Here is a 21933-nt window from a genome sequence, read left to right as displayed (position 1 = left end):
TCAGTGTTCGTGATCTTTTCGGGAAAATAGCTATTTTTGATGTTTTTCTTTTCTGCCCGGCGGGACTTTTTTGTTTACGTGAATGCAACAAAACCAGAAAAGTTACTTTTTGATAGGGTAAAATTAGGTTTCCCTAATTTCCAGAAGCAAGCGAAAGCAGAACTAGCTTAATAGCCATTAAGAACGCCATACCTATTGATAAATAACGCTCCTTACATTTAATGATTTGAGCATTTAAAAATGAATTAGCGAAAGAATTTTGGTTTGCTTTTTATTGCATGAGTAAAACAGTATTAATAATCCGGAGCCATTAGAACGTACTCTAAAGACTCCGGTATACAGATATCTTGCCAGTAAAAATGGCCTTACTCCTCATCATCCCCCAGCGCTTTTTTGATGGCGCGGCGGCGGGCTGCATCACCTACACGATATCCGACTGAATATACGTCATTCAACCGGCGCAGAATAAGATTTATTTCCTCATCCTGAATGTAGGCAGGTAAACACAGAACCACGTCGCCATCTTCATCATAGACTCGAACAACTTCCTTCTGCCCATCTCGCTCGCGAATAATCTGGACATGCTGAACCCTGGTGTATTCTGGGTTTACGCTCATTTTAAGTATCTCTCTGTAATTGTTGTTACCAGTTAGCTATAAGCCGGATAATTCTGGTATTCAGTGTTCTGCACAGCAATCGCCTGCTCGTGGATCATTGACACTGCCAGGCGGGCTTTAACTCGCTTGCTGGTGAGAAAACGCTTCACTTCTTTAAGTTCGCTGCCAGCCGACAGCATATTGAAGACATGCTGTTTGAGACTGTTGTTATTTTTGGCCACTTGTTTCTCCATCATCTTTGTACATGGTTATTTCAGGCTGGCCTGCCAGATCACACACGTTATCCATATGCTTTTGGACCCAGTCTGTTAGACCCAGACCTTCGGCCTTTGCCTGATTGACGTAACGCAGTTTACGTTCAGGGGTAACCCGCATCTGTAGTTGTGCCGTCGCTGGAACCGCCTCTTTCAGGGCGTTAAGGCCCCTCTGATCACGGGCCTGAATTGATGGTTTACCGCTAGGCATCTGATGTATCGCTCTCCCGGCGAGCGGTGGACAGCTCTATTTCTTTTGCGATAGCTTTATCTATGGCATCCAGCTGCATGGCAAACTTGATTTCAAGCGAACAGCGTAATGCCTTCAGGGCGCGTTCTTTGGTGCTGTATTGTGGTATGCCGTTCTGGCTACCATTCATGCCTCGCATGCGGCGGGAGGTTGCATCGACAACCTCTCCCTCTTCCCGTGTGCCGTGAACCGTAGTTCCGCTCCATGTCGGATAAACAGTGCCAGTGGCGGTGTTGAAGCTCCAGCCGTTTTGGTATTCCCCCGAGACCTCTGGTACGGGCATATCGCGTTCAACGCCATAGTCAGACCAGCGTAAAGCGCGGTTTATTCTGGCCTGTGCCACCAGCTCATCATACGCGGCTTGTTCTTTTTTATTCATCGCCATTTAGGGCAATCTCCTTAGAGGGGAATTAGGTGTTATATCGGTACGTAAGTGCTTTTCAGGCCTAATCTCTGACAAGGCCTGATGTGCCAGACTGCCGTTGCATTCACCGTTTTATGGCGGTTGACAGAGCCTCATTAAGAGCCGCAATTAGCTCAGGCGAAGTCGGCTCCAGATTTTTGGAAGCGTTCAGCAGCTCCTGAAGTGAAGAGATTTCCTTTGGCTCCACCTGGTTTGTTTCAGGTGCCGTTTTTTGCACTTCATCCAGTGTACGCTGTGCACCGTTATCCAGCACCAGCACCCCCCCGGCACGAATTTCTGAAATGGTGCGCAACGTATACATCAATTTATCCCAGACACGGCTACCAACCTCGAACCCGGAATCAGCTACTTTTTCTTCATTATGCTTTTGAAAAATTTCTTCTAACCAAGTGGTGAAGCGCTTTCCAAAAGTATTGGCGGCTAAAGAAGTGCAGGAATAAACCTGTTCAACCTGTTTTGTTCCATTTTTATCAGTGAATGTAATGAGACCGATTCGGCCACTGTTAACAGTGTAAAAGCGAGGTTGAAAGCCAGCTTTGAGAAGGTTTTCAATAGCTGAAAAAAAATCTTTTTTGAGCATCGGTTTCAAAATGGTTTTCCTTTTATGCCCGGTGCCGCCGGGGCGGTGGCGTTAAATATACGCCATGTAAGTAAATTAATTTATACCCATTTGATTGTCAATACAAACAAAAAAACAAACCATGTTTATTATTTTATCAACGATGCTATTTTAAAGTCCGTCTAAAATAAAAAACCAAAAAGTTAAATTTGAAGCCGTCCTTCCTAAATTCATTTCTTGCGCATATTAGCACCCTGCTTTAAGTAAATAATTTTTGAAAAAGTTGTCTGGAGGTTATTAGCTCGTGCATCTGGATTGGTAATATAAAGCCAACACAGAAAAGGAAAACAAAATGTATAAATTAGTATCTCCTCGTGAACTGACTGAGATTATTACCGGTTTACTGCTTAAACCTGAACTCCTTGGTGAGCTGGACTCACCAGAAAAGCATCGGATGTTTATGGCAGATTTAGGCCGCGTGGTGGCCGAACATTGTGGAGGTCTGGTAAACAGCGTCGTCTTGCCAGGAACAGAAGTTACAGTGTCGGATGGGTTACCGCTTAATGGCCAGCCGGTACGTTATCTCGGAATCAAAGAGAACATCCCTCACCTCCTTGTAGAGCCTGATGCTTCCTTACCTTCGCTCGCTAAAAACGTCTGGATGTATGCAGATCCTGAAGGCTGGAAAGAACATTTTGGAGCTGAGGAAGACTGCCTTACTCCTGAAATGATGCAGCTGTTCCGTAAAGGTATCCAGGCTCTTCAGAAAGAGCATGACACCCCTGAAATTAGCCTCACACTTCAGGACTGGCGCCTGGAGGAGGAAACACTGCCAGAAGAGGACAGTCAGGCCTATCAGGTCAGCGTTACCGGCCAACATAACATCCACTGTGAAGTTGTTAACAAGGAAGGTAACCCCTGTTTTGGTGTCATGTTCGAAATCGATCAGGGTGTGCCTGCCTTACACATCAACACCGGCGGGGATATGTTGCTCCACATTCATTGCGCCCATAACGGACTCGTTCTGACCCCTGATGCAAGCGGTCAGCGATTTGATAAGGCTCCCGTTGACCGCTTCTCTTATAACAGCCCATCCCTGCTGTTGTCTGCCGACTAACCAAGGCCAAATCTGAATTGTCCCGTTTAAGTAACCAACCCGCTGCCGCCAGGCGGGTAAATCCTCTTAATGGAGTTTTAATGCAAATCTCAACTGAAGTTCTGAACGTCTTATCTCGCTGCCGTGCTGAAGGGAACTTTCTTTTCCTGGCCGACCAGCTCGACCGCAGCATTTATGTTAAGACAAACAAAGTGCTCGAAGCCGCCGGTGGCAAATGGAACCGAAAAGAGCAGGCACATATTTTTACGGCGGATGCAGCTGAGCGTATCGAGCAAATCATTCTGACAGGTTCGGTTGACATCCCACGAGATCTGTTCAATTTCTTCCCTACACCTGAGAATTTAGTCACAGATATGGTTCTACGCGCTGAACCAGCTGCCGGGGAGCGTGTACTGGAGCCAGAGTTTGGTGATGGCCGCATTCTGAAAGCCTTAAAACTGGCGGCTCCGGATGCATTGATTACCGGGATCGAATTGAACGATGAGCGATTCCTTGCAGTGAAGAACGATAGTGTCCTTAGCACAGGAGTCGAGCTGGTGCATACCGACTTTCTTGGGTACCAGCCCGATGAAACTTTTGATGTTATCGTTATGAATCCACCATTCCTTAAACGCTCTGACGTTAAACATGTCATGCATGCCATCGCAATGCTCGCTAAGCGAGGTCGCTTACAGGCCATTCTGTCAGCTGGGGTATTGTTCCGGGAAGACACACTGACAAAAGCGCTCAGGGAGCGAGTCAAACAACTTGGCGGACAAATTTCGCCTCTTCCGGATGATACATTTAGGGAGTCCGGAACAAAGGTCAAAACAGCCCGCCTTGAAATTGATCTTCGCCGCTAACTGACAAGCAACCGGAAAGAAATCTTAATACGAGTAGCCGGTTAAAGTTACCTGACCGGCTTAACTGACTAAATCAATAAAGAGTGAACAGAAATGACGCATACTGCCGTTTCTCAGGCTAATAGTGCTTTGCAGCTACCCACGGTGGAGCATGTCTACGCTCTTCTGAAAGCAAATTGTAAACCTGACCGCTTTGACGGGCGTGACGGACCCGTGTGGGGCCAGGAATACTCGTGGAATCTGGCAAAAGATCGCTTACAGGATCTGGAGAAATACGGTAAGGCATATGTCTCCCGTCATGAAGACCGTATGGGGGAAGGATTTAGTTTTGGTCCTGACCTGTTAATTATTCGCTAACGCTCCTAATGCCTGATGATATGGTAAGCACAACTGGAAAAATATGTTTTCAAAGCCTATGACCACTTTCACACCAGAACGTATTGAACAAATTTTGGAATTTGCCGAGGGTAGTAACCCAAGCGAAGCAATGAGTCTCAGAGCTGACGAAGTTGCTGTACTGGCACGTATTGGAAAGGCAGTTATGTCGATTGCGCCTGTTTATCAGTGCGAGTTTTGCCACCATGACGCAACCGGGCAACTTCAGTGGCACTGGGAAGATGTGAACAAAGCTTTTTATGATAAATACGATCCAGACAGACGCGGAAGACGTCGAATCCTCTATACCGCCCCGCCGATGCCTTTAGTTTCGGCTGACCTGCTTAACATGGCTTCATCTGCTATTGAAGACTTGCTCACTAACAAAGACAGAAGTGGTGCGGGAATGTGGAATGACATTCCAGAACAGCTACGACGCGCAGCAGAACTGGTAATGGATAATAGCCGGGCCGCTGAAACAGAAGCGATGCTGATGCGTCTTTATGTAGAATGTGACACAGGTGAGCGCAGGGGCAACGGCACTCAATCTGGCGTAGCAATGCCTTCTTGGCAAACCGTTGAAGAGGCACGTGTGTTGCTAGGGGTGAAATGATGCAGTTCTCGCCAGGGCAGTTTGTAATTCACAACAAGAAGCGCCTTGCGGAACGAAGGTAGACGTACTGACTGAGGTTCACTCCCCTCTCGACTGGTGGCGTAATGCCGCCAGGTTTTGATTCATATATGCCGTCCGTTAACGCATTTATATCTGACATACCTAATTTATCCTGATTCTTTTTTACATAAAGTAAAAGCATCACTTAATGCGATATGTGGATGCCGATAGTTTCAGGCTAATGTTATAAGTTTTGCAATCGTTGCCAGTTTGGACACCACAGAAATGTCAGATGTAATTCCAAAAAGAAAGATTTCCGTCCTGAACGCACAATAAGGTTTGTCGAAAGGCAAATTATAGATTTGTAATTTCGAGCACCATATGGAGAAGTTTTTTATACTTTTACGAACATAGTGACCTTTAGGAAAAGCTTAAAATAACACCAAACCTAAAGGGGAATAAGAATGAAACATCTCGCTTTTATTACTGCTGTAGCCGGACTCGGTATGTCTGTTCAGGCCCCAGCTCAGATATATGAATCGGCCTTTAAAGACACGAACGGTATTGAGATCCACGCCCCGTCTTCTCGTCTTATGCTTAATCCGGCATCACCGGTAACTTTGACACTTATTTCAGGTCTTGATCGTTTCGTTAATGTCAAAGTCACGAAAGACACTGGAACTGTCATTCTTAATACTACGACTACACGGACGGGTGTATCAGACCGACTAACAGCTGCTGACGGTAGTGAGTTCTACGGCAAAAAAGTAACTTTGCCTGCTTTGGGTGAAGGCAAATTTGTCGTTCAGATAAACGTGTTAGATCTCAATCAGAAGCCTGTAGCGACCTATAACTATAACTGGCTAATTGATGTCACCCCTCCAGCGGCAAATGCTCTTACCGCTAATACTGGTTCTGGCTCTACCGCTGGTGACGTGTGGAAGCTTGGATTAGAGGCAACGGGGCAGTATGACTTCACCTCTTCGGGCGTAAGTGATGCAAATGGTATTGATAAGGGCCTAATATATATTTACAGGCAGGACGGTAGCCTCTACAGCACTACACAGATGCAGTATGACGTATCCGGCCAAAAGATGTACCACACTTACTCTAAGAATTCAGTTAAGGGAACCGGAATACCAGACAGCAACCTGGATGAAGACTTTACTGCAAAAGTTGTTATCTTCGATAACGCAGGTAATAGCCGAACGCTGCCAACTCAAAAATTTCGCTACGACAACACGCTGGGTGAGATGACACTGTGGGCCGTTCATGATCCAAATACGTCTTCCAGCGTCGTACCCGGGGTTTCTAATTATCCGGCTTACAAAGCCGGTATGGTCGTTAACGAAAACCCTATTCGATTAGTCTACCGGATCCCAAAATCTAACTACCGTGCTTATTCAGAAGGTGGGCTTCAGTTCATCAATCAATATTCCGCCCCCAAAGAGATAGCTGTAGACAGCACTTATGCTTATGTTGAAATGACTCTTCCCTATGGCTCAATTAATGGGGATATGGCTCGTATGGCGAACTTTGGCCAGTGGGGAGGGTATTATCCGTCATACAGCCTCGTTCTAAACCCATCTGCAAACCAAACGCCTGCATTTGCGGGTACCTGGGTAGATTTCCTCGATGACAAGGGGAACTGGGTTAAGTGGAAGGATTTTGAGAGTGTGGCTTCATCACGACTGCCAATTAAAATTTCCCGACTTCGTTTTAACGTTGAAGCCCGGCCCTTTGCACAAGAGATCGGCGGTAAGGCGACCTGCACCATTCCGGCAGGAAAAACCTCGTGTGAAGCGCCTGAGACGTTTGATATGGCCTTGGGTACCCAGGGCTACAATAGGATCCTTTACTTCGTTCGCAGCATCAGCAATCCCATTTTGCGGTCTGAGCAATGGATTATGACACGCTGGAACAATAAACAACTGCCGGTAATAAACTCGATATCATATGACGAGACTAACAAGCAGCTGGATGTACTGGCGTCACTTGAAGGCGATGGTAACTGGTTCGACTCGGTCTCATTGAGGGAATTTTATCTTTCCGATAAGAACACCGGTACCCGGATGTCACCCACAGGCGTAATCAAATCTCGTATCTCAGGTAACTACACGATTGCTTATGATTTATCCCGTCAGTCTGAAGGAAAATACAACGTTGAGGTCAACATCAGGGACTTCTTCCAGAACCAGACCAATAAAACTTTCGGAGAAATTGCTCTGGATAACACTCCTCCGACAGTGGCCATAACATTCGACGGAAAGCCGGTAAAAGACGATACGGTAGTGTACGGCCTGGAGAACCTCAGGATCGCTCTGGCAGATAATCTGACAACCCCGAGGATAACCCGTCTTCAGCTCGTAGGTGGCCCCACAGCTGATAACGTTGAGCTTACGTGGTCACCGGCAGGCAAAGATACATACATGCCTGAGTATCCGAGGCTGTTCCCAAATTTCGAACCATCTGAAAATTATTCAATTAGCGTAACAGTTGCCGATAGTCAGTCGAATACCAAAACCTATACTCAGAAGTTCAGTTATCTACCGAATAACCTTGTGCAGTTACATAATCTACGCACATTATCGGTCAGTTCGCCTCTCAAAACGACAGATGGCGTACCCCTTGCGTACCTGTCCACTAACGTTCTGCGTAAGACAAATGGAGAAATTGCTAAAGGGGTCCAGAACGCAACGCTGACTGTGCGGAAGGATGCAGCCTTCGGTATTAAATTTAACGGGGCACAGGCGGCTCCAGGTGAGTCAGTTGAGGTGCAAATAGATATGGGCCAGGGGGATAATCTTCTGTTACCCGTTTATCCTTCCGAAAATGGGAAAGTTGGCACCTCAGAATTCATGATTCAGATCGACGAGTTGAAGTAACTACCCGGAGCCGACAGTAAAACTGACGGCTTCAATTTTACTGCCCTCCTTGACTCCGATCAGCCAGTACGTCTTCAGAGATTCGCAAGGAAGAACCGAAAGAAAAGTTACTTTAATCGTACGTTTCCAGCGATGCTTTTAAAAGACAATGCACACTCGTTGATTACGACAATGGGAGTGAGTGTCGAAACCCTTGAGTAAGGATACCCGGTAAATATACAGCCCCGGGGATCCTCTTCCTTCAACCGGGGATGACAACGGTAGTGAGTCCGGCAACTCACTCCCGTTGTCACTTCTCTGACATATCGTCATACGAGCTTACTCAAGTGCATCCACAAAGATGGGATCGTTTTGAATCTAAACTGGTACTGGTTAGCCAGTCACTTGCATCTATTCCCCCGTCGATACTTAAGTGACAATTGTAGTGATCTGCAATACTGGTGTCTCAGAAACACTGACGACGGTAGAGACTCAATACCCTAACCCCTGACAACAGGAGTGAGCTTAGAGGTGTTACGCTGCTGTCACTTAATGCTTGGGAATTGCCTGACTCACAACCATTGTCATCCGGAGCTACTGATTAACGTTGAACCGCTGGACTTTAATGACAGTGGTAGTGATGGATAGGCTCATTTCCATTGTCGTCATTTTATCGGACAAGCCTCTTCGTCCTACAGGTTTAAGCTGACAATGGTAGTGATTGGATGATCTCACTACTGTTGTCACTCAGTTCTTTGAGCGGACCCTTCCCTCGGTTGGTCGGCATTAACAACGGTAGTGACTCGATTGGCTCACTGCCATTGTCATCGTGTAAATGACGTACCTTATCAGCTCAGCTGAAAGCAATGACAACGGAAGTGACTCTAATTGCTCACTGCCATTGTCGTCGTGTCTATTGAGAGCCTTATCAGTGCACCTGAAAAGCAATGACAACGGTAGTGATTCTAATGGCTCACTACCGTTGTCACCGTGTGTATTGAGAGGATGGTCCACTTAACTGGACGTCTATGACAATGGTAGTGACTTTAATAGCTCACTACCATTGTCGGCGTGTGAATTGAGAGGATGATCAGCTCAGCTGTACGGCCATGACAATAGTAATGACTTAATGAGCTCACTACCGTTGTCACCCTGTTAATTAAGAGGCTCATCTGCTCTTCTGGAAGGCTATGACAACGGAAGTGACTTGCTGGGCTCAGTGCCATTGTCGCCGTATGAATTGAGAGGATCATCCGCTCTTCTGGATGGCAATGACAACGGTAATGACTTAATAGGCTCACTACCGTTGTCATCCTGTAAGTTAAGAGGTTGATCTGCTCAACGGGACGACTATGACAACGGTAGTGACTTGCTGGGCTCACTACCATTGTCACCCTGTGAATTGAGAGGTAGATCCGCTTAACCAGACGTCCATGACAACGGTAGTGACTTTCTGGGCTCAATACCGTTGTCACCCTGTGATTTAAGAGGTTGACCCGCTCTACTGGACGGCCATGACAACGGTAGTCACTTTCTGGGCTCACTACCGTTGTCGCCACATAGAATGAGAGGAGCATCAGCTCAGCTGAACGGCAATGACTACAGTAATGAGCTGGATGAAGCATAACCATTGACATCTGGCCCAACCGGAAGCCGTATTCGCCAATCCAATCGAGATTCACAATGGCCGTGACTCGCCGCATTAAGTTCCGGTGTCCTCCCAAAGCTGAACGCACACTCGGAGGACAATGACAATGCCAGTAAGGTACACATCATTACCATTGTCACTATAGCTACCAGAGAAGCCGGGATTTGAATGTCGATGGTAGTGAGTGGGTCAACTCACTGCCATTGTCACCCCGTTACGATATTTTCCGTTGGATGTACTGGCCAATGAAGTAAAGCGTAGAAACCGGGTGTTAACAGGTGACTCAGGAGAAAGCGTTGAATTCGCAATCTCGATCTACATAGGGTGGTAGAGAACAATGACAACGGTAATGACTTTTGACTCATTACCGTTGACGTGAAAGAGCGGGCTGGGACTAACGAAAATCGAAGAAGTAATTTAGCACCCGGAGCCTGAACCGCCGGGTTAACTTTAGCTGGCGTTGCTGTTCTTTTTCTGGCTTCGAAGACTACGAATATAGCGCAGTTCTTCAGCGGTTAAATCATGGACGGTAAGAACATCATCGCCGTCTATCGGGTCAGCTGGTGGGCATAACTCACCTTCTAAAACAGAAGACCCTGAGTTCTCTTCTTCATCTTCAACCACTTCTAAAGGAGGCTGAGTATTGTTCAAATTCAGATCGGGATCCCGCTTATGAATCTGGAAGTATACTTTTCCGTCTTTCTTAATTTCGGTGTACTGGAGGTATCCTATCGATGCCAACTCTTCAAGAGCCTTTCTCACGGTAGCATTCTGACTATTTGCTCGTGTTTTGAGGTTCAGACGATTTTTCAGCCGAGTAAGGGATATCGGTATAGGATTTGGCGGTAATGACTCTATGAACGTATAGAGAGCCTGGGCGCTTTCCTTCTTGGCCAACTCCTTAATTGCCTTCAGCTGCATCAAAACCTTATGATCGTATTGATAGAGCTCGAAAATCTTAGGATCAACCTGAAGGACAACCTGATCTGATTCCGGGTCTAACAGGGCAGACTGTACCAGATGCGTTGTATAGACTTTGGACGAGTTATTACTGGTGAACGACAAGGTAACGGATGCTAACCTGCGTAAGGAGGCGTCTATACGTTTTCTGGACGCTGTAGATGAGCGATAATTTTCAGGCGTACATAGCTTGAGGAATTCAGTGAATTTTAAGCTTATCGTGTCATTGTTAATCGGATGATTGGCATAGGTTCGAATGATGCCCATCCACGTCTTAAAATCTACTGACATATCAAGACGCTCACCGACAATTGAAATATTGGTGAACCCCTCGCTCTCCATTAAAGAGAGCGTCTGTAACTCTTTCGTTGCGTCAAAGCCAACCGTTTTATATTCCCGATTTTGACGCCCCACACTCTTTGGTGATGGGACGAACAGCCCGAGCCGCATCAAAGCAATAGACTGCACCGTACGGTTGCTGTTAGGACGCAAAATGATGTCTTTACCTGATTCTTTCTCTCTAACAGAGAAAGCCCTGGTGACCAGGTCCTGCTGCTCAGTATCTTTCTCTTTAGTCATAATAAGTTATCACTGAATGTGTAAACAGATTGGTGAATAGTAAGCCCCAGCGAACTCTATGTCACTGGATGGATCATTGTGATGATCCATATCTGTGCATAAGTTCTACCTAAAAAAACGACTCCACTCATTAAAACTTGGCAAAAACTCTTTGCATACAATGACCTGCAACTCTTATCAACAACGGATCAGATCAAGTTAAAAAGATCTAATGAAAAGTCACTACTATTGTCGCTCTGATCACTACTGATGTCAAAAAACTCATTACCAACGTTATAATAATCACTACCAATGTCAAAATAATCACTACTGTTGTCACTGATCACGTCTCAGGCCTTGTGCCGTCTGGCCTGGAGGCAGCGGGGATCTCTTTTGATCTATCAGGAACACTAAGGTACTAATTATTGGAACTACCTTGTGGAAAATGGGGATAAATAAATGCTTAGTTCTTATACAGGTCTCAACTTGCCTCCCTGATAAAAACTGTCGTCAAAGCTAAATCACAGCCACAGGCATTTTCGGTGGATAAATTTTTGAGAAATAGAAGCATACATGCAGACTCGTGTCGCAAGTAATTGAAAGTAATAATTTATTTAAATAATGCGAGTCACCTTACCTTACAGTGGAAGTTTAAGTCTAACCTCACTACCATTGTCACTTAAAATCATTACCAACGTCGAAATAGTCTCTACCATTGTCTTTTAAGTCACTCCCGTTGTCACTTATGTCGCTACTGTTGTCAGTGACAATGCTCCAGCCCAGTAACCATGCGGCCTACAGCGTACCGGGATCTTCTTTGTACTCTCTGGCACCTTTGGGATCATTTATTGGATCTACATGAGGGATAAAATCTTTTGACGATTTCGTAGTGCAGTTATACCAGCGACTTAGCAAGACAAAAGCTGCAATTTAGTGACGAGTTACTAGTCTGCCCAACAAGAGCAATGCAGAGAAGATATGTGGTGAAATGACCATGGTAGTGAGTCTAATCACTACCATGGTCCGCAGTAAGCGTTACTTACGCAATGAACGTCGGACTGATTTGCAACAACATGGGCTACGGCGCATCAGAAGACGGCCGTTGTGCTTCAGCAAAACAGCCCTGCTTTATTTTAATTCTTCAATGTTAATCATGAACTCAGATCTGCCTGTAAGGCCGGATACAGCAGGGAAAATAGGAAAGCTACGGCTGTCCCCGAGCCCCAAATCCAGTTGAAGCTCTTTGCTTTCACCTGGCATCGCAGAAACACCATTTACAGTCACGCCGAATGCAGCGTCCTTACGGACAGTAAGCACTGCGTCCTGAAGCCCTGTAGCGATTGAACCATCCTTTTTACGCAGCTGGCTGGCATACAGAACAGCCAGAGGAGTATTGTCAGATGTTTTGAGAGAAGCATTGACAGCTAAGGTTTTCAGATTCTCTAGCCTGACGAGATTGTTTGGAAGGTAGTTAAATTCGACTGAGCTTTCTTTAACGTTGTTCATCTCATCTTTGGCCTGAACTGTGAGAGTGTATGTTTCGCCTTCATTAAGAGACGGAAAGATCTTGGGATAATTAGGTGCATACAGGTTGTTTCCCAGATTCACCCAAGACAATTCCACCGCATCAGAAACAGGGCCACCGCGAAGAGTCATACGGCTTAAGGATGGTTTAGTTAGAGCATCGGTGAGCTGTATACGGACGTTCTCCAGCCCATATACTGTTACGTTTTTGCTGATCGGTTTTCCTTCGTAGCTAATACTTACAGATGGTGCTGTATTATCAACGACAACAGTTTGATAAGGGAGGTTACCGGTATTGTTGAATGTATCTTGGGCATTAATTACCACGTTATAACTGCCTTCTGGTACCTCTTTCATGTTGAACTCATACGTGTAGTTCCCAGACGCCATATTTCTACCTGTTTGTTTGCCGGTTACGCTTATTTCTGCGTTGTTACGGTTTTTATCTGACAACCAAACTCGATTTACATAAACATGGTCGAAATATGAACCATCTCCAGGTTGATTCACGTAAACCTGGAGAATGTTGGTGGTTTCAATGTAATCAAATCCAGTGACGGAGGGACCCAGTGTATGCCAGGCTATATTCTCCCATATAGGGGCAAAGAAGGTTGCTTCGGTGGTTGACCTTACTTCATAGCCACTATGAAGATAGCCGGTAGTGCCATTTATAATATCCTGGGGCAAAGAGACGGTACAGGTTGTTGAGCCAGCTGGAATACTGCATGTTGCTCCGCCAGTGATTTTTTGATCATATGGCCTAGCCTGTACATTGAACCGGATATTAGTAAGTTTTATAGGCATATCAGATGCCTTGAACAGGTTCCAGTTTACGCTGTTGAACCATGTTCCATCAGCCTTTTGTCGTTCTATGGGTGAACTTCCCCAAGCCGGACTCTTTACAGAGGCAGGATCCCAGTTGAGCCAGCTGGCATACTGACCAAGATCTCCTCCAGACCATTGATATGTATTCACAGGTCTATAGTAGTTTCCATCTAAGGCACCCTGTGGCAGCTTAACTTCCACGTAGACATAGGTGGCATCTTCGGAAAGGACCTGTACTCCGCCATAGTTATTGGTAATGCTCATGCCACCATTTCGATATGGCTTCCAGTTAGTTCTTGGGATACGTATAACCAACTTGTAGGGGTTTTCCAGCACTGTAAGGCCTCGTTTAAACGGGACGTATCCCGAAGAAATGCCGGGTACAACACTGGTGCTTACACGTGAGTCATGAACTGCAAATGGCGTAAATTCTCCCATTTGATCGTCATATAAAAACCGCTGGGGAGGAATGTTAAGCGTATTTCCTGCCAGGTCCGTAACGATGAAATTGAAGGTGAATTCTTCATCAAGATCACTTGAGGGCATGCCAGCCTGGGTGTTCATATCTTTAATCCACGGATAGAACGCACGTTTATTGGCTGTGTCATAACTCAGGTTATTGTCGGAGACCACAGAACCATTACTTCGTTTAATGACAAGACGGATCTTGGCAATTCCACTAGCATCCTCAATACCGTCTGCAAATATAGAAAACTGGCCACTACCGCCTCGGCCCAACTCCCAAAGTGGCCCAGAAAGTACCATGTCGTAACCTGCGTTTTGACTCGGATAAATACTCTTATAGCGTGGAGGAGTTGTATCAACGATGAAATGATAAGTAGATGTGCTCACTACAGTCTGGCGAATATCCAGAGTTTCATTGACTACAGTAAAGGTCCCTTCTCCGAGCGCCGGTAGAACCATATCCTTTCCATAGTATTCTGTTCCATCGGCAGCAACGATACGATCTGCAACGCTCGTTTTGGTCGAGACGGAGGAATACATAACCTTTTTATCGCTGTCTCGTGTGACCGTCACTCGCTCGTACCGATCAAGACCCGATATCAAGTTCAGAGTCAAAACACCAGCGGGATTAAGATATGTTTGTGTTGCAGGCTTAATATTCCGAACAGCCTTATTGGTATCTGTAAATGAGTAGCTAAATACCTGAGCATGTGCCGAAGATACAGTAGCAAGGGCAGTTGCAACCATGCAGCCAATTAGAGTTTTACGCATATGATGCTCCGGGAATAGGTTATAGCCTTATTCTACGGATTCAGCCTACAAGGTCCGGTCGGATAAAGTGATAATTTGCCTGTTAAAAGAGACATCAAGTGAGAAAGCAACCAACGTACAGAATGCAAAATGGCGGCAGTGCATCTGGATGACGCAAAAGTAACTTTTTGTACCCACTTTTTTGGATTTTAGCCTTCAAAATGAGTATTCAACCAATCATAAAAGTAACTTTTGATAGACGCTGCTCCTTTATGTTTGCCAATTGTGCTGATATGTTTTTAAATTCAAGGAAGCGAGATTTTAAAAGCATCTGTTGAGTCAAATTTATGTAAAATAACAGGGTAACCATCACTTCTAGGTTGAGGAAACCCAATGTTATACATGCTCTTATGCTGTTTTCTGATGCTCAACAGTACATTCGTTATGTTCAGAGCAATGTCTGCAATAAGTAAAGGATCCGCTAAAGAAAACCGGTCTGAAATATCGCTGATAGTCCTAGCAACACTTGGAATTGCATCACCATTCATTGTCGCAATGATTACTATTAATGAAAGTATGACATCTAAAACAGTAACAGATTTTTCTTTGGGTGCTCAGTGGTCCGGAATGGTTTCAGCGGTAGCGCTAATGGGGTTATATGCTCGACGCGTTTGGAAAGAGAAGAAGTCCTTATTTACTGGCGCTTTCCTGGCCTCTTCCTTAATGGCCTTTATTTTTACTGACAGCCTTGTTTTCGTATCCCAGAAGGACACCGGCGTTCTGGCTACTTTCGTACTCGATAAAAACGCTGGAGATATTGATTGTAGTCGCCCGGCTATGATTGTCCATTACAGTAAAGGTGTTCCAACGGACTGGCGTTGCCCAACCAGTATCATGTTGATGGCGTATTCTTCATATCCTTTTTTACCTTGGCCTGAGTATAGCCATGGTACCAGCCAGTCTCTTACGGTTGTTATTGATACATTTATGGAAAACGCTGTTAATCTCAGTCAAAAATAATAAATAAACCTCTCTAGTGAGAGGTTTTATAAACCTGAGCCACCAATCTAATTAACTCTATATTTTTGTTTTAGCTTTTTTAAAGGTAGACTTACCGAATAAAACAGCAATTATAGAGCAAAGGCCTGGCGTTAGGACAAAAGCTAATAATGCACTGCCAAAACTTGTCATTTCAGGCACCACGAACCAGCTGATAGGCCACGTCAGGGCAGGTAAATTTAGCGGATCATAAAGCGCATGTAGAGCGCTTAACACACAGTAAAGTGCTAAAAAGCAAACTAGATAAACAACGATCCACATTTTAATTTGCTCAGCAATTTCAAATTTAGGACTGCCCATGCTTTACCTCAGTGGCTGAATATTGATGGTTAATATCTTTAATCACCCGTAAGCACTTAGTGCATACCTTAGTTCGATTTGTCTGCTTGTCCAGAGTGTATTTAACTTCAAGTTGACCTCCAGCATTAAGCAAAGTGAGCATCTCATCTTCTAACACGCTTCGGTAAATGGTCTTGTCCGAGAGTGTGCCCGGTAACGAGTACTCAACATAATTGTTTGAAACTCTTACCGATTTAGGGATTTTACCACTGAGCTGGATTTCATTCGTTGAAGGCATTACAGTTACTTTAATCACAGTTGCCGGTGACCAGAAATCCTGATAACGCACTTTATGAATTTTATCAGCTCTAAGGCCTAACCACACATTTCCGGCGATAAGAACAATAAGCAATCCATAAACTGATCGTCGAATGTTACGCCTTTTAATCACAATGTCCCCCATCCCTCAAATATCATTCTAAATAACTGCACCAGGATATCATGAGCGTAATTAAAAGAATTCTTCATAACCGGGGTTTTCAGTTGAGTTTGCGGACTCTTTACTTTGCGGTTTCTCGCCCTCTATTTGAGTATCCCTGACAGGTTTGGATTTACCCATGCTCCTCTGAAAGGTATCCATAACAAACTCAATATCTTCTTCTGGCAGGCTGGTGGGTTGGTTGCTCATAGGACTTCCTCTTGTTGAATACGTTCGGCGTACAGGATGCGAACCGAAACGGTCGTGTTTTCAAACTCGTTCTCAAAAACGTCCATCCATTCCGTCCGGAATTCTTCCCCCAGAAGGTTATCGAGCCCCTGAAGAGATAATGGAAGAACGGCTGCTAGAGATCCCCCGGCTGCGAGATGAGATGCAGCTGCCTGGAGATGCAGCCTGGCCCGGTTATCGGCAAAAGGTGGGTTCATCACGACATAATCAAACTTCTTCTGTTGATTAGACTTAGACCATGTGAGGAAGTCAGCTTCTGTCGTATCGTATCCCTTAGCCCGGGAGATAAGGCAATTCAAAGTATCAAGCTCGATGCCAGTAACGATCACACCGGCAGGGAATGATTTAAGCAAATCCGCATGGCCAATATTAGGCTCCAGGAGGGTATCCCCTTCCCCTGCACCGAGCAGGGAATATACATATTCGCTGATTCGGCAAGATGAAGGGTAAAACTGATGCGATACAATATCAGGCATCTCCCCTATCTGGCCGATGTAACGAATAACCTCACACGGATCATAGGAAAATGTCACATCGTATTTTGTTACTGTTGCCCCTAAGAACCGAAGGGTGTCAGCGGCAACACTCGAAGATTTGCGTTCGGCGAGAGACCCTAAAGATGTCCAGCAACTCCATTTATTGTCCCCGTCATTTTTAAACATTAGTTCAGAAAGCTGCATCCGGGTATCAAAGTCGATGCACTGCTTAAGTACAGGGAATGCCTCCAAAGATTTCTTGCTATGAGCCATGCGGTCGGCAGGTAATGCCAGCGGTACGATAGCTGATAAAATATTGTTAAGCCGCTCGGCGATATCAGGGTGGACGTCAATATGCATTGATCCATTTTTGTAAACCCTGAAACGAATACTGTTGCCATCGATGCAGATCCATTTTCTGAACCCCTCATGTTCGACCAACGCCTCAACCAATGATTTGGTGTTATGGATCGCCTTCACCTGTTCGCCACGGAAGAATGCGCATATAACGCGGAGCTCGCTCAGTGGTGAAATGCCAGACTCTTTAAAATCCACCCTTAATTTCTGCCAGGGGTATTTAGACGGCTCGCAAACTCCGGTAGTGATCATGCGGGTGGAGAACCCAAAAGCTTTGTTTGTCTTATGACTGCGGCTCAGAGACTGGAAGACGTCGTAAACCCTTTCTTTAATAAATTGATTGCGGTCATTAAGCAAAGCAACGACTGTGCATACTACAGCGTCAGCTGTGAAATCAGGGATCACCTGAGGCGGCATAATATAGCGGTCGGCCGTAAACTGCTTATCCCATTCGTTACGTTTGGCATCCGACATGATAGGCAAAACATCAGTGAGTGCCATAACGCGTTTCCAGTATTCAGATCTCAGAGCGTTTTCCGCGAACAAGGCATCCGCTTCAGAGATACTGTGGTTGTAGCCTGAGAGATAAGAATAAAGTTTCTGGTGATTGTGGGTTTTGAACTGGACAGCCATGTGTTTCAACAAGCAGAGTTCATCATTATAGGACTCAACAAGATCCGCGATAATGCCGAGCTCTTTGCGCATATCTGGAAGAAATGTTTCAGAAGAGCTAACCACCAGGCTATGAGAGGTTGTTAAAGCCAGTACGCTGTGACCTGCATTATCGGGTTTAGCTTCAGAATCAAGAGATGACATTTTACCGGTCCTTTAGAAAAAACTTTTACCAGGATAGCAACGTCGCTCTGTAACCTAATAGGTTCAGTGACACGAAAAAGTTTTTTATGTCTCTGAATAAAACTTAAAGATGTCAACTCATAGAAAGAAGCAAAAAAAAAGCCCCGCATAAACGGGGCAAGAACGATACATGGAGGTTTAAAAAAGGCGGGCAAAAAGCCTGAATCCTTAATGACTCTGACAAAACCAACACTTTGCCAAAAGTAAATTATTCTGCGTCCGGCTGTGGGTCAGTATCCTGATCGGTCTCTTCCCCTGCCTTCTTAGCATTTTTTTTACGTGGGTATTTTGGCTTCTCACCATTAAGTTTTGCCTGACGATTCTCCGCACGGCGAAGCTGCTTGTTCTCTGATTCTGTGATCTCTTTTGAAAGATTTCTCAGCATCTCCAGAGTACTGCGGTTCAACGTAATGTTGATTTCTTCGTCAGCACTTGAATCTGTCATCTCCGGCAATTCAATATCCCCCAGTTTCTGTAATAAGCTGGTGGTGATGAGTTTGACGCCTTCTACGGCTTTTGTGGCAATAACCGGCGGAATCCGTGCTGGCTTGAAGTCTGAAGGTCTGACTCGTACCTGACCATGTTGGGTTTTTTTCACCGTGATGCCATTCGCATCGGCCTGCTCAAGTTCCGCGATCATCTTCTTGATACGTGAAATTGCTTCTGTTTCACCGAGCTCATCGATCAGTGAAAGCACGTTAACATACGAAATAGCGTCAGCATGAATCCATTTCTTGATAACAACAGAACAGGTTGTCAGGCGGATAAGAGAACTGATGGTCGTCGGGCTTTTATTTTCACGTTGAGCAATTCGTTCGAGTGACCAGCCAGCAAGAGAATGTAGGCGACGATAGGACTCGCCAAGCGCAACAGGAGAAAGCGCAAGACCACGGTTACCATCAATGGTCGCGAGCTCACAGCCAATTTCATCTTCTTTAATCTCAACGCAAAGGATTGTGATGTCATGATCTTCATCACATGCCATCATTGCGGCTTTTAAACGGCAGTGCCCCTGGCGAACAAAAGGTACCCCATCAATGACACGTACTCGGATAGGGTCTACATAGTCACCTCGAATGTAGGCATTCTTGATGTTGTAGATGTGTTCTTCAACCTCAGGGAGCTTATAGTAATCGTCACCCATTCCCATTTCGCGGGAGTTGAAGCCTGGCGTGACCTGAATTACTGAAGGGTGGATAGCCCATGCTTTCTGGTCACTTACTTCAGTACAAAGTTCAGGGTTTGCATCACGGAACTGTTTAAGCCCAGTGACGTAACGACCTGTGCCAGTAACTACTGAAAAGGCAACATGGGCCGTTTTAAAGACCTTGTCATTAGCTTGCTGTGTAGGTTCTGTCAGTAAAACACTCATAGGGGCTCCGTTACATTTTTCTGCTTACTTTCTGCGTAGCGGGGATACTACCGAAAAAAAAATCCATAATTTTTCGCAAAAAAGGTACTTTTTGAGCCTATTCTGATTTTTCACAAAAAAAGAGGGCTCCCCATTTCTTGTGATGGCATCAAAATCGCTTCATAAACAAAGACATAAATCCAAAACATAAAGTTCAGGTATCAGTGAGGAAAAATCTTATAAATCCGCAATGCTGAAAGTCAAAACTGTGCGTCTTAAACAACTTTTTTTTGCTCCCTAAGTTATTAGTTAAAGCCCGTGGTTAGGTACGATACCAGCACCTAAATTTCTCTCTCAGGTATAGACACTTTGACTCGACATCTCAGACACATGCCGATAATCAAATGGGCTGGTGGAAAAACGAAACTGATGCCTTTCATCAGCCATCACTACCCACACGATCATAGTTGCCGGTGGGTAGAACCCTTTATAGGCGGTGGTGCCGTTTTTCTGAACATGTTTGCACAAAATGCATTGCTTGCAGATAGCAATCCAGACTTGATCAACCTATACAGGACTATTCAAAGACAGAAAACTAACTTTATAAATCAGGTCCAAAACCTAGCGGATAAAACCTTTGTCGAAAAGGACTACTATGAGATGAGGGACCGTTTCAACAAAACCTGTATTTCTGGTCAACCGCTTCAAAGAGCGGCTTTGTTTTACTCCCTGAATCGCCTGGGCTATAACGGTATGTGCCGCTATAACTCAGAAAGAATCTATTCAGTGCCCTGGGGGAAACATACAGAACTGAAGCTTGACTTCAATAAAATAGACTACCTTTCATTTCGTCTTTCAGGTATTGAACTGATCACCGCTGGTTTTGAGGAGACTCTGGCCGCAACCGGCGAAGGAGATCAGATTTATTGTGATCCGCCATATGACAAAACAAGCAAAACTAGTTTTGTCAGTTACGATGGTAAACCGTTCAGCCAAAGCGACCACGTGCTGTTAGCAAATATGCTCGTTGACGCTCACAGAAAAGGCGCTGCTGTTGCGATATCAAATAGCCTGACACCATTCACTTTGGGCCTCTATGAAGAGCGTGGATTCGTCATACACAGACTCAGCGCTTACCGATCCGTAGGAAGTAAGCCAAATACACGGAAAACGGAAACAGAAATACTGGCCGTGCTGAAATAGAGTTAATTCTAATCAACGGGGCTAATCCATTCCTGAAAAGTTAATACCTCAGGGTGAGTTCGTTGAACATAAGGTATAAACTGAAGCTCTTCTATTCTCCGGTCGCCCCTCTTTCCTTCGCAAATAAATGAAATGAGTCCTTGCTGAGAAAGCCCAGTAAGGACGCTCATAAGTCTTATATTTAGAGTTTTAAGCTGTAAGTCGTTATTAATGTCCTCCACTTTATGAGAGCTCTGGCCTGAACGTTTAAGATACTCGTAAACCATGAAATTCGAATTTCGTCGTTTTAACAATTTTTCGGTTATGCATTCCTGAATGAAACCGCCAAGAGCATCTAAAAGCGGACTGAGAACTACCGGGAAAGTTAATGTGTAACTTTGAGAAGTTTTAGACAAAGTAAATGAATTTAGAAAGCTAAAGTTAAGTCTCTTTTTTGAATATGGAGCGTAAGCGACAAGAGTAGTTGACATAACAGTAAGTAAAGCTTCAAGATGTTCCACTGTTATTAATGTGGTTTTATCTGTATTTCTTAGATTATGGAAATCAATAAACGCTACTCTTGAACGGCTAAGCCAATCTTGTACTTTAATGTCGATAGAAAATTGCGATATATGATTTGAACATTCATTTTGGTTGATAGGGCATGCAGACGAAAGATGGTTATGGATTATCATGCATAGCACAAAAAAAGGAAATCGGCAGGCTGTGGGGCATTGAAAACCGGTTAAAGAAAGCTTAGACGTTTCATATGCGCTTACCGGAAAAGTAACTTTTCTTAACGTTGGCTTTGACGATGTTCTTGCATTTTTACAAATGAAACCGAGACCCAGATCATTGTGCATTTTAAAGTCCATCTCCATCATCACCTTTTAGCCTTAACTGTATGGTATTGGTATACAAAAAATTAAAAATTATAATTAATAAGATTATCATTTTTTTACTATTGAAAAGGTTGTGATAGAGGGGAATTTAAATGTAAAA

The 21933-nt window shown here is 44.7% G+C and carries 19 protein-coding genes; 7 read left to right on the top strand and 12 right to left on the bottom strand.

Annotated elements, in window-relative coordinates; all coding sequences use genetic code 11:
• Window positions 1-365: 365 nt before the first annotated feature.
• From LZP96_RS21895 to LZP96_RS21880, 4 genes are all read right to left on the bottom strand, one after another.
• Window positions 366-617, bottom strand: a complete 252-nt coding sequence (locus LZP96_RS21895) for a hypothetical protein (protein WP_000115760.1) — start codon at window positions 615-617, stop codon at window positions 366-368.
• Between the two features lie 32 nt (window positions 618-649).
• Complete coding sequence (locus LZP96_RS21890; RefSeq protein WP_001107529.1) at window positions 650-838, bottom strand: hypothetical protein; 189 nt, start codon at window positions 836-838, stop codon at window positions 650-652.
• 236 nt (window positions 839-1074) lie between these two features.
• Window positions 1075-1506, bottom strand: coding sequence for a hypothetical protein (locus LZP96_RS21885; RefSeq protein WP_001251242.1), 432 nt, complete (start codon window positions 1504-1506; stop codon window positions 1075-1077).
• A 103-nt stretch (window positions 1507-1609) separates the two neighbouring features.
• Window positions 1610-2125, bottom strand: a complete 516-nt coding sequence (locus tag LZP96_RS21880; protein WP_012695482.1) for a hypothetical protein — start codon at window positions 2123-2125, stop codon at window positions 1610-1612.
• A gap of 331 nt (window positions 2126-2456) precedes the next feature.
• Between LZP96_RS21880 and LZP96_RS21875 the strand changes: the two genes are divergently transcribed.
• The 5 genes from LZP96_RS21875 to LZP96_RS21855 all read left to right on the top strand — a co-directional run bounded on the left by LZP96_RS21875 (window position 2457) and on the right by LZP96_RS21855 (window position 7936).
• Window positions 2457-3221, top strand: a complete 765-nt coding sequence (locus LZP96_RS21875) for a hypothetical protein (protein ID WP_000277498.1) — start codon at window positions 2457-2459, stop codon at window positions 3219-3221.
• 80 nt (window positions 3222-3301) lie between these two features.
• On the top strand, window positions 3302-4063 hold the full coding sequence (locus LZP96_RS21870) for a methyltransferase (RefSeq protein WP_001447802.1): 762 nt from the start codon (window positions 3302-3304) through the stop codon (window positions 4061-4063).
• 93 nt (window positions 4064-4156) lie between these two features.
• Entirely contained in the window at window positions 4157-4420 is a 264-nt protein-coding gene (locus tag LZP96_RS21865; RefSeq protein ID WP_000149862.1) for a hypothetical protein, read from the top strand.
• A gap of 43 nt (window positions 4421-4463) precedes the next feature.
• Complete coding sequence (locus tag LZP96_RS21860) at window positions 4464-5051, top strand: hypothetical protein (RefSeq protein WP_000491820.1); 588 nt, start codon at window positions 4464-4466, stop codon at window positions 5049-5051.
• A 464-nt stretch (window positions 5052-5515) separates the two neighbouring features.
• Window positions 5516-7936: an Ig-like domain-containing protein gene (locus LZP96_RS21855; RefSeq protein WP_000681217.1), complete on the top strand. Its 2421-nt coding sequence runs from the start codon at window positions 5516-5518 to the stop codon at window positions 7934-7936.
• Window positions 7937-10013: 2077 nt separating this feature from the next.
• On the opposite strand, the gene repHI2 is transcribed toward LZP96_RS21855, so the two are convergent.
• Window positions 10014-11102 carry an IncHI-type plasmid replication initiator protein RepHI2 gene (gene repHI2, locus LZP96_RS21850; RefSeq protein ID WP_000159528.1) on the bottom strand — a complete coding sequence of 363 codons (1089 nt, stop codon included), beginning with the start codon at window positions 11100-11102 and terminating at the stop codon, window positions 10014-10016.
• Window positions 11103-12209: 1107 nt separating this feature from the next.
• Window positions 12210-14666 (bottom strand): Ig-like domain-containing protein, encoded by a 2457-nt coding sequence (locus LZP96_RS21845; RefSeq protein ID WP_001232713.1) that lies wholly within the window; start codon window positions 14664-14666, stop codon window positions 12210-12212.
• Between the two features lie 372 nt (window positions 14667-15038).
• On the opposite strand from LZP96_RS21845, the gene LZP96_RS21840 reads away from it, so the two are divergent.
• Window positions 15039-15665 (top strand): hypothetical protein, encoded by a 627-nt coding sequence (locus tag LZP96_RS21840; protein WP_000966518.1) that lies wholly within the window; start codon window positions 15039-15041, stop codon window positions 15663-15665.
• 57 nt (window positions 15666-15722) lie between these two features.
• Here the strand turns inward: LZP96_RS21840 and LZP96_RS21835 are convergent, their stop codons facing one another.
• The 5 genes from LZP96_RS21835 to LZP96_RS21815 all read right to left on the bottom strand — a co-directional run bounded on the left by LZP96_RS21835 (window position 15723) and on the right by LZP96_RS21815 (window position 19770).
• Complete coding sequence (locus LZP96_RS21835; RefSeq protein ID WP_000535423.1) at window positions 15723-16004, bottom strand: hypothetical protein; 282 nt, start codon at window positions 16002-16004, stop codon at window positions 15723-15725.
• Window positions 15991-16434 (bottom strand): hypothetical protein, encoded by a 444-nt coding sequence (locus LZP96_RS21830; RefSeq protein WP_001805248.1) that lies wholly within the window; start codon window positions 16432-16434, stop codon window positions 15991-15993. The genes LZP96_RS21835 and LZP96_RS21830 overlap by 14 nt, the downstream gene beginning before the upstream one ends.
• A gap of 60 nt (window positions 16435-16494) precedes the next feature.
• Window positions 16495-16671, bottom strand: a complete 177-nt coding sequence (locus LZP96_RS21825) for a hypothetical protein (protein WP_000070862.1) — start codon at window positions 16669-16671, stop codon at window positions 16495-16497.
• Entirely contained in the window at window positions 16668-18359 is a 1692-nt protein-coding gene (locus tag LZP96_RS21820; RefSeq protein WP_258926359.1) for a DUF4942 domain-containing protein, read from the bottom strand. The genes LZP96_RS21825 and LZP96_RS21820 overlap by 4 nt, the downstream gene beginning before the upstream one ends.
• A gap of 247 nt (window positions 18360-18606) precedes the next feature.
• Window positions 18607-19770 carry a ParB-like helix-turn-helix domain-containing protein gene (locus LZP96_RS21815; protein WP_000114860.1) on the bottom strand — a complete coding sequence of 388 codons (1164 nt, stop codon included), beginning with the start codon at window positions 19768-19770 and terminating at the stop codon, window positions 18607-18609.
• Between the two features lie 369 nt (window positions 19771-20139).
• Between LZP96_RS21815 and LZP96_RS21810 the strand changes: the two genes are divergently transcribed.
• Complete coding sequence (locus LZP96_RS21810; protein WP_001121574.1) at window positions 20140-20952, top strand: DNA adenine methylase; 813 nt, start codon at window positions 20140-20142, stop codon at window positions 20950-20952.
• A gap of 8 nt (window positions 20953-20960) precedes the next feature.
• Here the strand turns inward: LZP96_RS21810 and LZP96_RS21805 are convergent, their stop codons facing one another.
• On the bottom strand, window positions 20961-21794 hold the full coding sequence (locus LZP96_RS21805) for a hypothetical protein (protein ID WP_001805246.1): 834 nt from the start codon (window positions 21792-21794) through the stop codon (window positions 20961-20963).
• Between the last annotated feature and the right edge of the window lie 139 nt (window positions 21795-21933).

Origin of the sequence: Huaxiibacter chinensis (assembly GCF_022171985.1) — a bacterium.
Taxonomy (GTDB): Bacteria; Pseudomonadota; Gammaproteobacteria; order Enterobacterales; family Enterobacteriaceae; genus Enterobacter; species Enterobacter chinensis_A.
The sequence above is the reverse complement of the archived record's forward strand: the minus strand, read 5'-3'. Positions and strand labels throughout refer to the sequence as shown.